We start from the raw sequence: 13731 nt of genomic DNA on the forward strand, positions 1-13731 counted from the left end.
CGATTCGAGGTGGTTACTCGATTTCAATTTCCATTCCGTCCCCATGCTGGTTCGCGTTGTCAGGGAAGGGTTCCACCGTCCTGCCGCTATTCGTAATACGAACTTTAACATCGATGCTTTTAAGCGATTCCGCGTCAAGAGGGAACTCCCTGGATCGTGTGATATTGCGCCATTCCTGCAGGTTTTTTCGATATAGGGAGTCCAATAGATTCAGAATATCGGTCTTTTGCTTGAGCCCTTCCATAAAGGTTCGCCTGATCTCTTCTTCGATCAGTTTTTCCGAGCGGCTCGTTATAAACGACTCGGAAGCCTCTCTTCCCATTTCACCAATGCTGCCTTTTACAGTTACTTTAATGTTAAAATACACCTTGCCTTTGCGAATTTCCGGATTAATTCGTGGTTTTGGATGTTCAAATACAACGCTGGCAACAGGATGCTTTTTTTCCGAATCAATAACGAGCGGGGTGCGGGCTGTGCTTCTTTCCAACCAACGACTCCCCGTAACCTTTTCCTTGGACAGCCAGCCGTTCCACTTCCCGTCTTTGATCATACCAATCCCTTCGATTTCGAGAGCGCTGTACTTTTGCTTCTTGTCAAGCCAATATCCCTTGGATAACGTAATCAAGGGAAGAAGTGGGGTTTTACCCGGTTCTCTCATTTCGACAATCAGCCGGTTTAACCGTATAGGCTGTATAAAAGAGCTTTGGTTGTATACGTCATTCGGATCGCCTAGTTGCGAATAGACAGGTGAGGACTCCAGTATGGGCGAAGCGAGCAGTACCTCTTCCACTGACGCCCGGGTTCCGAATACCCATAGCGTATATCGAAATTCGCTATAGCGGGTTAGAATGTCTATTACTTCGTGAATGCCAAGTTTTAATACCGATTCACTTATGATGACTGTGTTAAGATGGCCCCAATAGATTCTCCTTTGTGAAGTAGCATATAAATTATGGAGAGCGGATTGGATCGAATTTCCGTGCCCTTTCCCTACCCACGCTCCCGTCTCGGGTTCACTTTTGCCCCCACCGCCTTCCTGCATGCCTAACGTGGAAAAATCCAAAATTTGCACGTCGAGCTGATACTGTCCATCTTTATAATCAATTCCCACGGCATGTGCATAAAACATATGATCCAATTCCCTCATATTCCAACAACCCGTTAGCAGGGGACACAACAAAAAAACGTACAATGCCATCTTCCAATAGCGACTTTTCATTTATTTGCCGCTCCTCTTCCTTGTTGAATCCTGCGTATTCAACATCTTTGGACGCTTTTTCAAATAGGTAGCGGGAACGCGAAACAGCGCCTGAACGAGGTCACGTAAAATTAAAGGTGAAATCGGGGCCAGATAAGGGATTCCGAAAGAACGCAAATTGGCGAGGCTGATCAAAACCACAAATACGGAGAGGAGAAAACCGAATATCCCCAGGAAAGAACTGACGATGAGGATCCCGATCCTCAGAATACTCACGGCTCCAATCAATGACTGATTTACAAGGGTAAATGTGGCCACAGCGGATGTCGCTATCACAACCAATAACATGGGACTCGTAAACCCCGCGCGAATGGCTGCGTCCCCGATGATCAAGCCCCCTACTACCGTAAGCGTTTGACCGATAGCGCTCGGAAGACGTGCGCCCGCTTCCCGAAAAAGTTCGAACATAAGCAGCATGAGCAGGGCTTCCAACGGACCGGGAAGCGGTACTCCTTTTCTGGACATGACGAGCGTTGCCAGCAATGTTAAAGGAATTTGATCTTGATGATACATGCCGATTCCGACATAAAAACCGGGTAAAAACAAGGCGATACACAAGCCCAACAGCCTTAATAGTCTGCCGAATGCCACAAGCGAATAGGAATTATGAACATCCTCCGCGGACTTAAAAATCAGCGTCAGATTGGCCGGAGCGATAATCGCCGTCGGCACGCCGTCCAGAATAATGGCAAAGCGACCGCGCAACAAGGTGGAAACAACGAAATCTGGCCGGCCTGTATAATCGAAGAGCGGAAACAGGGTGAATTTCGATTCCGCCAACAATTCCTCCAGTTCACTGCTGCTATAAACCGCATCAATGTCGATTTCAGACAGCCGGTTTTTGACTTCCTCCACCACTTCCGGTCGGATGACATCTTTAATGTAAAGGAGTCCTGCCTTGGTCTGGCTTCGCTCTCCGAGTATATATTGTTCGTAGGAAAGGGAATTGGTCCGCAATCTTTTCCGAACCAGCGCAACGTTGACGGTAAGGTCCTCGACAAACCCGTCCCGCGGTCCGCGAATCGAAACGTCCGTATTGGCATCTTCGGGTTTTCGTGCAGGAGAGTTTGCAATATCAATCATGTGGGCGGATGCCAGGCCTTCAAAAAACAAAATCAATTGCCCGTTGAACACTTTTGTCACAAGGTTATCCAGCATCTCCTCCCTTTTTAGAGTAGATATCGGCCATCCGGAAATGAGCACATCCTCGTTTAACGGCTGGAGACGAATTTCGTCCAAACATTTGCGCAGGCTTGGAATGATCGTTTCATTAATTAGTTTCGTATCAGATAATCCTTCGCAATAGACCAGCAAGGCAGACACGTCTTGTCCTTCGTGAAATCCCATTTTTTGAATTTTGACATCCTGACAATCCCCGAACGTTTCCTTTGCCCACTCTTCATTTTTATCCAAAGAAGAGACAACACATCGGGCTCCCGCAGCGGCAGACGGTTCCTGATGGTTTTGAGCATGTCGTTTCTTTGTGAAAAACTTGGTGACAGGCTGCCAAGATTTCATGACTCCACCTTCCTTTTTTTATGTATCCATGCCACCGCAGCAAACAATGCGGATAAAATTAATACGAAGAACAGTGTATATGGAAGGTACACCGTCGATAAGAAGTTCATGAACGTTTTATCGCTGATTGGGATTTGAGATGCCGCAACCATAAGCGCAAATAATACGATCAATAGTCCAGTCCGTTTTTTACTCTTCGGCATATTCAAAAGATCCGGGATCAAGAACATCCCGATTGAAATTCGCGTGAAGGAACCGACCAGCCACTGATAAATGGACAAAAAATCGGCGTGTTCAAGGAAATGTCCAAAGGTGACCATCCTCCATTCTTCGTATGCCGGAAAGCGCAATCGGGCAGCTTCATGCGGTCCGAATATCGCAATCGCTCCCGTCAGAGGACTCAATGTTAATTCCACCAAGATGATTCCCGTGATAAGAAGAGGAAGCAACCTCATTTTTGACCGGAGCCGGTGCTGCATGTATACAAAATAAAGCATTCCCGCAAACCCCGACCCTGCATACACCATTCCTTTCCAAACAGGTTCGTATCCCTGTTCGAAAAGGGGAAATAGCAAGGAATAATCTTTATGGGGAAAATTAAAAATCGCCACAAAGAATCCGAGCAGTACAACGAAGGGAAGCAGGATCCCATTCACGATCGCAATGGAACGTATGCCGGAATTTACAACATAAAAAGAAACCAGCGCGAGAGAGGAAACGAGAACCAAATTCGGCGTCATTGGGAGGAATGTAATGTTGGTCCAGGAGGAGACATCCCTGATGGTCATCGTGCACATCATAAACAGTTCAAAAAGGATGATCAGGATAATGAACCAAGCAACTACTTGACCCAAACGATGTTTTAACCAAATGAAAAGATGTTGTTGCCCGCTTCGTTTCATAACGAAAAAAACGAGTGGAATCCAACCCAGCAGCAAGATCGCCGCGAGCAATACGGAAACCCATGCATCCCTCCCTGAAGATTGAAGCAGCATAGGAATGACAATGACATGGTCTAGAATTCCTGCGGCTGTGATCATGATCATGGAAGCTTGAAGGACGCTGATCGTTTCGTGCTTACTCATTAAAAGAACTCCTTCGAAAACTGCATTAAAAGAGATGGCGAGCAATAGAGAAGAACAGTACACCTGTCATTACAAACGACAAGTCATGTCGTCAAAGCGATTCAAAACCGAAACCCCTCCGATTTCATCTTAAGACTCCCCTTTGACATACTTCGCATTGAGCGGCTGTTGATTCATTCGTTTCATAATGGAATAGAAATTGGAAACCCATACGAAGTAGGGCAGGATCGACACCACTACACGGAGCAATGCGTCCCTTTTGGCCTCATGAAGCAGTCACAAAAACGTGGTTCATTAATCCTACGGCTATCATCATCATTGAAAAAAGAAGGGAGTATACCGATGGTGCCCTGTTTATTTATGCATGAAAGTCTTCTTACCATAGACGGAGATCATCAGACATTATTTCCAAAAAAAGGGGTAAGTATACCCCTCCACATGTGTTGAAAACAATGCTGTGCTGATACCGCTCACTTTTACGAATCTATGCCATGAAGTGCATCTAGCGCTTCGGCTTCTTCTTGAAAAATACTTTTTACCCTTTGTTGCATTCGTAAATTAAGTCGTTCAGACTTTTTCTGTTATAGGATTCAAATTCACCGACGATTCTTTTCTCACCAGCATTTTCTCACAACCGTTATATCAGACGTTTACCATTAAATCTAATGCGTCATTTACGTTATTATAACTACGCTGTCGCTTGATATAATGGCAACTTTTGAATCGTTACACGTGTCATCAACACAACACTCTCCGCATGTGCGAGGTGAACTGTGTGGGACAATTAGCAAACCAGGCAAATGAACCAATCCCGTTTACCATAAAGGATTCTGATTATTGTCACTGTCTCGTTCTTTTCAGAGATAACATAAAAGACATGTCGTTATCCATCATCAGCTTCCGCATGCCTTGAATAGATAATTTTTCATCTCCGACCGCCATAACCGTTTTTGGTGATATATAGGTTCTGAATAATTGTGACAATAATCAGAAATCTTATTATATTTCAGGTAACCTTCCTTATCAAAAATACTTTTCACTTCCTCCAAGGCGTATTTCTTTTTTCTAGAACAAATACTACACCTTCGTCCAAAATCAAAATTGCTCATATTAGTCGTCCATTCATGGTCGAGTGGACATAACACTATCAAATTGCTCTTCGCATTTCTATACTCCGTGGAAATTAGTGTGTAGCCATCCCTTTCAAACCTTTGCGCCACTTCTCCATAGGTAAGCTTGTCTCGAATGAATATCATATGTACCCCTTTGAGGGCATGACGAAGTCTGCGTTTTACGCCGAGTGACTTTTATAGACGTGAAACCAATGGCATATTATTGTCCGGGTTATTACAGGAAGATACAGTCCATTATGGTTTCACGCACCTGTTCGTCAATGAGGTCTTGACTGTTGATTTGACGCGAGTTATGCTCGAACCATCAGCTGCGTATATCTTTTCCGCGCATATCTTTTATGCGTCTGGCTCGTATATCTCGGCTGACAAAATCAAAGTAATGCGCGGACAACACGACAAAAGCGAAGTGAGGAATCCGTGAAGCCCCTTATGGGACAAGTTTTGAGGTGTTTTTGAGAGGTTAAAAATACCGCGTATAATATGGTGTTATACGAAGTCCTTGTCTTCTAGAATTGCCACCAAATTTCTTTATCTTTCTTCCCTCTATATAGTATTTTTCCTTCTTCGCTTGATTTAATATCAAATATAATTTCGTGGGTCTTATAGAATTTTTCTTTATCAGTTAATTGGTTTTCAAAAGATTGGATAAATTCCTCTACTAATTGCTTTGCCTTTTCTTTTGATATATTATTGCCTGCCATGATTCTAAATTTGGCATATTCATTTGGTTGATAACTACTTGCTGTTATTATATCTTTGTCCCTCATCACTTTTTCAGCATAAACTAATGCATCACCTGCATCATCAATTGTGGTGTTTGAGTTATTGCACCCAGTAGAAAAAAGAAATAATAAAATAATAAATAAATTGAGGACAATATTTTTCATGAGTACTCCTTTATTTTTTTCTATTGGCTTATTAAGGATTTCGTATAACGTTATTGTATTCACGACGTCCCACCACCTTAAGCCCGAAGGGCGGCCGCGATTCGGTTAGGTGGTGTGGATATGTCCGGCTGATTCCCTGCTACTGCCAATTGCCTCTCCGAATCCACTTCTAACTCCGGTCCGGACCAAGGGGCGAATGCCCCAATGAGTGAATATGGTGTTATCAGATACTGTGTGCGGTTAGGTTCGCAGGGTCGACTGCTGGTAATCGCTTCCCAAAATGCCTCGGGCAGATCATGGCTCCTTCAGGAGCCGCAGCGTGAATGTCCCCGCCTTCACTGGGCTTCTATCAAATTAAAGTCTATCCAACTGTTTTATTAAACTCACCCTGATAATATCGTCCCATATTTCTCCACGCCTTACTTCCTCATAACCAAGCTTTTTGTTTAATTCTACCACATGTAAATTCTTCTCTTCTGTATGTGTATATATGAGGTTGATCCCTCTTCGTTCTGCTTCTTCTTCTACTTCTTGTTTTAATCTTGTTGCAATTCCTCTTCGCCGATGATTTGGATCTACCCATAGTTGAAATATAGCGACAAATAAACCATTCTCTTGAAACAAACTTCGATCTATCTGTTTATATATGTTTTTCCATGGATATTCCACATCTCTGTTCTCAATTGAATACATAATCAATCCCAATATGTCATTACTTGATTTTTCAAATATAAATGCTCCGTAGTTTTCATCTGTTACAAAGTTTAAGATTTTCTTTCGATGTTCTTCTAATTCCCCATGTATCTTAAGGGTTTCTGATGTAATGGTTATTCCTTCATCCTTTAAATCAGTCTTGATCAAAAATTCTAAATCTTTTAATTCCGCTTTTCGTATCATAAATCTGCACCAATCCTTTTCTTAATTACGGGGATTTCTTATAACGTTCTTATGTATCCGACGTCGAAAGAATTAGGGGCAGAATCGGTGCAGCCGTCCTCTTCACCGGTTCGTAAAGCGAGATTATCAGATGTGTATGGCTTCTTTCGCCCCCCTGCCAATCACTCCGGGCTGTAATGAGGGGTGAATGCCCCGATGCATTAATATGTTGTTATCCGATGCCTTCGCCCCCTTGAGTTACCTATATAATCGCTCTCAATTTTTCTTTATGTATATCTTCCGTTTTTAAACTTCTTTACTAATTTCTTTCTAATTTCTTTTATGATTGATTATTCTTAAAACCAAGATCATCCGTTTTTCTAGATTCCCTTTTCTTTATGTGCCCCTCAAATTCATTTCTTCATTTGTCTTTATTGGTAGTATATCCCACTCATATGTTGTTCGCATTAGTAATGTTCCATCAAAACAAATAAGCGCCGCGGTGTCGAAGGAACTTACTCCTTCGCTCGTCTGCTGCCGTGTCTATTTTATTCTGTGTTTTAACGATGGTTTTGATGGTTCTGATGGTTTTTAACGCGCTCTCGAAGGTTTCGGATAACGTTCTTGTATTCACAAACCCCCACTGGTTTAAGGCGACCAACGGGAACCGGGCCGACGGACTTAGCCAGTGCAAGGTTTGTCTGCTGACATTACTCCCTCGAAACCACTCCTGCAGACCAAGCGGCGAACGCCGCACAGCGAGAATGTGGTGTTATACGAAGGGACCTTGAGCTACTTACAAATTCTTATATCAAAATTTTATTTATTTCTTTTAATTTCTCTTCTAGTGGATTAAAAAATTCAATATCATATTCGAAGGATCCCTTTAATAATGTTTGAATAATTGTATTCTCTGAATAACCAGTTCTCTTGATTGAATAAGCAATCTCATAACGCCCAAATCTTTGACTAATAAAATTAATTTCCATTTCTTCTGAAGACATTGATCTTAGATTAATGCTTCCTGTTCTCTTATTGTTGGCATCTATAAGATCTTCAATAAAATCACTGAACATTTCTTTTTCTATCCAGACACTTACCTCACCTGAGAACTTATGATCGTTTATGTTCACAAGATAGTTTATTGATGAAAGATGCTTCAACTCGAGTTCCATGAAAGTAAAAATGATATTTGATTTTCTATCTTTTGATTGAAGAATAAAATCATATTGGCCTATTGGCTTATTAAATATCATTTGTTTCGTCCTTTCGTATAACGTTCTTGTATTCATGATGTCCCACCACTTTAATGAGACGAAGTCCCCTGCCGCGATGCGGTTAGGTGGAGTGATGTGTCCGCCTGATTACGCTTCCCTGCTACTGCCAATTGCCTCTCCGAATCCACTTCTAACTCCGGTTCGGATCAAGAGGCGAATGGCCCGATGAGTGAATATGGTGTTAGGCGAAGTCTCACACTTCTCGAAGTAGCTTGCAAACCCTTAAACCCTAGTTCAGATAATCTAGGTTTAAAATGCTCTTTGAGAAGTTTTCTGAATTCAATTGTATTCATAAGTTTTACCTCTTTGTGAGATTTCGCCTAACGTTCTTGTGTTCACGAACCCGAGAGCCTTAAGTGAACGTAGGGAACGGGTCGTCAGACTTAGGCTCGCAGTGGTTGTCCCGCAGGACCAAGGGCGTATGCCCGCTGCGTGAAGACGGTGTTATCCGATAGATTCTCTCTTCTCAGAGCTACTCAAAAAATCAGTTATACTGTTATATAGTAATTCTCTCTCTGTGGTTATAATATTATGTTCTGAATAATCAAATTTCTTTACTCGTAAATTTGAATACATATTCCTATACTTGATCAGGTCTGTTTCATTTAATAATGATCCTTCTAATCCTCCTCTAAGTACAAGGACTGGATAGTTTGATTTATACGCCAAATCAGTTTGTTGTGACTCTCGTTGAATAGACTGAACTACTTCTGGCCGAATATGGTCTGTCCGATGAAATGGAATTAAGTAATCATGGATATATTCATCTGGCCAGTTATGTGGCATTTGTCTATGCTCTGCAGGATAATCATTTATTAGTAATGATTTAATTTTGTTTTCGTTCTTTCGTGCATATCCCAACGCATATGAAACGCCTCGTGATATGCCAAGTAAATGAAATTCATTAATTCCTGTTGCTTCCACAACAGCTTCAATATCTGATACATGCTCTTCTAGATTGTATCCCGTTTGGGGTGTCTCACTTCTACCTCTTCCTCGAAATGACAACGCTATTCCCCTTCTTGGAAAGATAAATTCTAATAAGTCATAATACTCTTCTGCAGTTTCCGATAGTCCAGGACAAATTAATAACGGAGTTAAATTATGATCTGCGTAATTTATTGAATCGTAATAATGAATTTGAATTCCATTATTATTAGTTGTTGCTGATATGAACGGCATGTTTAAATCTCCTTTATCAGTTAAAGAGTCTTTCGGATAACCGAGAGCCTTAAGTGAGCGGCAGCAAACGGGTCGTCACACTTAAGCTCGCAGAGGTTGTCCGGCTGATATGTTACTTTCAGTAGTCCTGTCCGGACCGTGTGCCGAATGGCTCGAAACGTAAATATGATAGACTCACGATCTTATTTGCGAACTTCGCATGCAGGACATTCGATTGAAGATCTGTGTAGTTCGCCATTGCAGCAAAAACGAGTGGTGTTGGTGAATTCTACTTTTCTAACTTGGCCTAGTCTCTTCTACCGGCAGCGTGACTAGTTCTCCTCATTCATTGCCCGGTCAAAGGGGTTTTGGATACGACGAATATCTCTGACACGAACAGGTGTGTATTTCACTGCTCCGGTGTCCAAGCAGCTCTTGTATATAGCGAAGATCAGTGCCATCTTTTAGCAAATGATTTTGTCGAATCCATTTGTTTTTACGGCTACTTGTTGATCATTCAGTTGCCAAATAGCAATATCCATTGCAAACCCACCTTCCAGATTATACCTCAAATATCCAGTAATTGAACATACGAAAAGAGGCTAACAAGTCTGTATAAGACTTGCTAACCTCCGGTGCTTTCGGAATTAATCTTCCATTATTTAGGTCGATTCTTGATATGGTTTTAGCTGATTGTCCATGACCCATTGATCAATCATTGTGAAATGGAAAACCCGTACTTGATGAATACATCCAATGCTTCATCGGTCTGCAGATAAGCGTAGAAGTCTTCTGCCTCTTGGGCATGCTTGGTTGCCTTCACGATACCAATGGGATAATTCACGGGCGAATAGCTTTTTGGATCAACTTTGAACGCCACCTTTACTTTCGATGAGGTTAAAGCATCCGTCTTATAGACAAAGCCCACATCCACGTTACCTGTTTCAACGTATTGGAGAACTTGTCGAACATCCTTGGCTTGTACGATTTTGCTCTGCAAGCCATCCCATAAATTAGCACTCGTTAAGGCTTCTTTGGCATAGCTGCCAGCAGGCACGCTCTCTGGAATACCGATTGCGATTTTGTTCAATCCATCCTGCTGCAGGTCCTGCTCACTGGTGATGTTCAATTGTGCGTCTAATGGAACCACGGCAACGAGCTCATTCTTCAATATGTTTTGGTGCTTGTCCGAATCGATCAGCTGTTTATCGACCAACGCCTTCATATTCTTGGTAGCTGCGGACAAGAACAGATCCGCTGGAGCGCCTTGCTCGATTTGCTGCTGCAGCGCTCCGGAGGCTCCTAAATTAAAGACCAGCTTGATGCTGCTATGCTCCTTTTCGTACAGCGTCTGAATCTCTTTCAAAGCATCCGTCAGACTTGCCGCCGCTGATACCGTCAGCTCCACTGTATCTTCTGAAGTGTTGTCCTTAAGAGAAGCATTATTCGTTCCACATGCGCCTAATAGGAAGGTCATCATTACAATCACCGATAATAACATACTACTTTTAACTAATCTTAACACCTCAAACCCTCCACACTAATATTATGTATTGTTTAGACATATCTAGATCAATTATATTTGTATCTCATAGGGATTGTAAACCGCAAATACGGTTAAGGGTAGCATCCACCGGCTTGAATTGTGATACAATACTACTAGTTTATTTGGGTTCATCCTTCTATGAGGTGGTTGACTGATGTCAGAGGAAATATCTTATACAGCCGAAGAAATATCCAAGCTATTGAAGATTTCAAAGCTAACGGTTTACGACCTGATCAAAAAAGGGCTGTTGCCCTCCTATCGTGTTGGAAAACAGATGCGTGTCGATGCCTCCGATCTTCAGGCCTATAAGCTTAGAAATAAAGGATCGGCACAAGTTCCGAATGTTCAACCAGAACTACAGGTTCAATCTTCATCTTCCATGTCCATGCTCAGCCACGGCATTCGATCCCTTGTCATTACCGGGCAGGATATGAGTCTCGATATATTAGCCAAACATCTCGAGAACCGAACAATGGGTTTGCGCCCGCTGCGCTCCCACGCCAGTAGTCTGGACAGCCTGATTAGTATGTATAATGGCGAGTCCGATATAGTTAGTACGCATCTGCTGGATGGCGATACAGGTGAGTACAATCTCCCTTACATCCGCAAGCTGTTGGTTGGCTCCTCCTATATCGTCGTTAATCTGCTGTCAAGGCGAGCCGGCTTGTATGTTGCACAGGGCAATCCTCATCATGTGAAGGACTGGTCGGACTTAAGCCGCCCAGGCTTACGTTTCGTCAATCGCGAGAAAGGTTCCGGCGCTCGAGTTTTGCTCGATGAGCAGCTTCGCCTTCACGGAATCAAACCCGCTCAGCTATCCGGCTATGAACATATACAGACCAATCATTTGACCGTTGCAGCCAAAGTCGCCTTAGGGGAAGCCGATGTTGGTGTAGGTATTGAGAAAACAGCATCCATCGTGAATACGATCGAATTTATTCCCTTAATTAATGAACGCTATGATCTAGTCATGATCAAGAAAGCAGAGAACCTTGCATGGATTAATGAGCTCCTGCTTATCCTGAACTCCGATGAATTCCAGCAAGAGCTGCGTGCAATGGCAGGGTACGACCTTTCTCTAACAGGTCAAATTTTGTTTGAGAATTAACCTGGTGACCGTTCATTATGCTGTCCTGCACCCTGATCTCATAGAAAAAAGCCGCCATTAGGCGACTTATCCATTCAGTACGATTTAATGAGTACCCGATGTTCCGTTCGACTCCTATCGCATTCCATCAAGAAATCAACCATGCCTTCCGGATATACCGGCCGGGCCTCCAATTGTTCGAATGTCCGCCATACCAGCTTAATATCAGGATGCTCATTATGCCAGATGGCGTCTTTCTCGCACCATTCATCAACTAGCTTGCACCAGTGAATTAACGTACAATCATGCCGCTGTATGCCATCGTATTCAAGGATGCTCTCTGACACGGCTGCAAGCTTGCCTACCTCTACACCTAAATCAAATTCCTCCATGAGTTCTCTCGCAATCGCATGAGCAGCGGTTTCCCTGAACTCCACTGTGCCCCCTGGGAAACGGTAGAACGACTCTTCCGAATCACATTGCACGAGTACCTTATTATTCTCATCCATAATAATACCCTCTGCCCGCAATAAAGGCTTGCTCATGGTTACCTCCTAATCAACGCAAAATCGCCCCATTCCTCTTCTTCGGAATGGGGCTTTCGTTGTTAAATTCGGTGTGCTTCTAATGCTTCTTCATCAATATCGACACCAAGACCAGGACCTTTCGGCAGCTCGATGTAACCATCCTTCAAGGTGAATAGGGAATCCGTCTTCAAGATCCGATGAACCGGCTCCCACATCTCCTGCGGCGTGAACGGCGGGCGAACGATACATACTTCCATAACACGGCAGCTCGCTATTGCTCCTGCTGCTTGCAAGGATGCAGCCAAGTGCGGCCCCATCGTGCCATGCAGGATACACGAGACATCGAACGCTTCTGCGATCGTTCCGACCTTGCGGCAAGTCATGATCCCGCCGCTGTGTGCGCCGTCCGGCTGAATGATATCCACAGCGCCCGCTGCCAGATATTCTTTGAAGTGATGCATCTCATAACCGAATTCGCCGCCTGTAATCGGAATGTCTACTTCCTCCCGAAGTCTGCGGTACGATTCGATATCTTCTCTTGCGAATGGCTCTTCCAACCAGGTAGCGCCGATAGACTCCATGGCACGAGCAACCTGCAGTCCCTGCTCGTACGTCCAGAACCAGCCGGGATGATGCGCAGTGCGGTCAATCATAAGCTCAAGGCCTTCAACATCGCCTAATTGATTCTTCACCTCAGCCAATACTCTCACATCATCCAGCGGATCAGGGCGCCAGCCGCGGATCTTGAAACGGTTATGTCCCATTTCATAATATCTGACGAGCTGATCGGCTTGATCCTTAATGCTGACATGAGATTGGTCCACCGCGCCTGCCCAGACGCAAGTCAGATAATACGGAATACGTTCTCGTGTACTGCCTAGCAGTGTTCTGACCGGCATACCAGCTGCTTTGCCGGCAATATCCCACAGCGCATGCTCAACACCGGCGACCCGGTACAGCGCTTCCGTGTGCCAATGCTGTTCGATGTCCAACGGGTTTGCACCGATAAGTATCGGTCTGACCCGATTCGCGAGCGTTGCTTCATCGGTTCCTTGAAATCCATAGCCCGTAATGCCTTCGTCTGTACGGATGCGGGTAATCCCGAGCCTCGTAATGCGATGATCATCCGGCATCGTATCCGCTAGCTTGACTGTAAACGATTCAATCGATGTTATTTTCATTCTCTGCAACCATCCCTTCAATATCGAAAAATTATGATTTAAGCTCTTTCTCTATGTTTGTATACATCTTGTTGTATTCGCTTACATTTTTCAGCTTGATAATAGCACCTTTGGAACTCTAGTTCAACAACTTTATTGACATTCGTTTCCTTGATAGGAAATATAGAAGCATTGGATTGGATAATCCCAATTCAC

11 protein-coding genes are annotated in these 13731 nt (G+C 43.6%); 1 reads left to right on the top strand and 10 read right to left on the bottom strand.

What is annotated here, in order from left to right:
- Positions 1-13: 13 nt before the first annotated feature.
- The 8 genes from NNL21_RS01065 to modA all read right to left on the bottom strand — a co-directional run bounded on the left by NNL21_RS01065 (position 14) and on the right by modA (position 10720).
- Entirely contained in the window at positions 14-1219 is a 1206-nt protein-coding gene (locus tag NNL21_RS01065; protein ID WP_204815553.1) for a Ger(x)C family spore germination protein, read from the bottom strand.
- Entirely contained in the window at positions 1220-2776 is a 1557-nt protein-coding gene (locus tag NNL21_RS01070; protein WP_204815554.1) for a spore germination protein, read from the bottom strand.
- Positions 2773-3861, bottom strand: a complete 1089-nt coding sequence (locus NNL21_RS01075) for a GerAB/ArcD/ProY family transporter (protein WP_204815555.1) — start codon at positions 3859-3861, stop codon at positions 2773-2775. The genes NNL21_RS01070 and NNL21_RS01075 overlap by 4 nt, the downstream gene beginning before the upstream one ends.
- Positions 3862-5500: 1639 nt before the next feature.
- On the bottom strand, positions 5501-5944 hold the full coding sequence (locus tag NNL21_RS01085) for a hypothetical protein (RefSeq protein ID WP_204815556.1): 444 nt from the start codon (positions 5942-5944) through the stop codon (positions 5501-5503).
- Between the two features lie 291 nt (positions 5945-6235).
- On the bottom strand, positions 6236-6778 hold the full coding sequence (locus NNL21_RS01090; protein ID WP_204815557.1) for a GNAT family N-acetyltransferase: 543 nt from the start codon (positions 6776-6778) through the stop codon (positions 6236-6238).
- A gap of 785 nt (positions 6779-7563) precedes the next feature.
- Positions 7564-8049: a hypothetical protein gene (locus NNL21_RS01095; RefSeq protein ID WP_204815558.1), complete on the bottom strand. Its 486-nt coding sequence runs from the start codon at positions 8047-8049 to the stop codon at positions 7564-7566.
- A gap of 429 nt (positions 8050-8478) precedes the next feature.
- Positions 8479-9216, bottom strand: a complete 738-nt coding sequence (locus tag NNL21_RS01100) for an alpha/beta fold hydrolase (protein WP_204815559.1) — start codon at positions 9214-9216, stop codon at positions 8479-8481.
- Positions 9217-9910: 694 nt separating this feature from the next.
- On the bottom strand, positions 9911-10720 hold the full coding sequence (gene modA / locus NNL21_RS01105) for a molybdate ABC transporter substrate-binding protein (RefSeq protein ID WP_373567513.1): 810 nt from the start codon (positions 10718-10720) through the stop codon (positions 9911-9913).
- 175 nt (positions 10721-10895) lie between these two features.
- On the opposite strand from modA, the gene NNL21_RS01110 reads away from it, so the two are divergent.
- Complete coding sequence (locus tag NNL21_RS01110) at positions 10896-11849, top strand: substrate-binding domain-containing protein (protein WP_204815560.1); 954 nt, start codon at positions 10896-10898, stop codon at positions 11847-11849.
- A 74-nt stretch (positions 11850-11923) separates the two neighbouring features.
- Here NNL21_RS01110 and NNL21_RS01115 read toward each other — a convergent pair whose 3' ends face one another.
- Both NNL21_RS01115 and NNL21_RS01120 read right to left on the bottom strand, forming a co-directional pair.
- Positions 11924-12373: an NUDIX domain-containing protein gene (locus NNL21_RS01115; protein WP_204815561.1), complete on the bottom strand. Its 450-nt coding sequence runs from the start codon at positions 12371-12373 to the stop codon at positions 11924-11926.
- 62 nt (positions 12374-12435) lie between these two features.
- Positions 12436-13536: a mandelate racemase/muconate lactonizing enzyme family protein gene (locus NNL21_RS01120; protein WP_204815562.1), complete on the bottom strand. Its 1101-nt coding sequence runs from the start codon at positions 13534-13536 to the stop codon at positions 12436-12438.
- Positions 13537-13731 lie beyond the last annotated feature (195 nt).

This window comes from Paenibacillus mendelii (genome assembly GCF_024498075.1).
Taxonomy (GTDB): domain Bacteria; phylum Bacillota; class Bacilli; order Paenibacillales; family Paenibacillaceae; genus Paenibacillus_Z; species Paenibacillus_Z mendelii.

Excerpts from the sequence above, each read along its gene's own strand:
- NNL21_RS01090 (WP_204815557.1), bottom strand. The coding sequence starts at position 6,778 with ATGATACGAAAAGCGGAATTAAAAGATTTAGAATTTTTGATCAAGACT.
- NNL21_RS01070 (WP_204815554.1), bottom strand. The coding sequence starts at position 2,776 with ATGAAATCTTGGCAGCCTGTCACCAAGTTTTTCACAAAGAAACGACAT.
- NNL21_RS01095 (WP_204815558.1), bottom strand. The coding sequence starts at position 8,049 with ATGAATACAAGAACGTTATACGAAAGGACGAAACAAATGATATTTAAT.
- NNL21_RS01100 (WP_204815559.1), bottom strand. The coding sequence starts at position 9,216 with ATGCCGTTCATATCAGCAACAACTAATAATAATGGAATTCAAATTCAT.
- NNL21_RS01120 (WP_204815562.1), bottom strand. The coding sequence starts at position 13,536 with ATGAAAATAACATCGATTGAATCGTTTACAGTCAAGCTAGCGGATACG.
- NNL21_RS01075 (WP_204815555.1), bottom strand. The coding sequence starts at position 3,861 with ATGAGTAAGCACGAAACGATCAGCGTCCTTCAAGCTTCCATGATCATG.
- NNL21_RS01115 (WP_204815561.1), bottom strand. The coding sequence starts at position 12,373 with ATGAGCAAGCCTTTATTGCGGGCAGAGGGTATTATTATGGATGAGAAT.
- NNL21_RS01065 (WP_204815553.1), bottom strand. The coding sequence starts at position 1,219 with ATGAAAAGTCGCTATTGGAAGATGGCATTGTACGTTTTTTTGTTGTGT.
- NNL21_RS01110 (WP_204815560.1), top strand. The coding sequence starts at position 10,896 with ATGTCAGAGGAAATATCTTATACAGCCGAAGAAATATCCAAGCTATTG.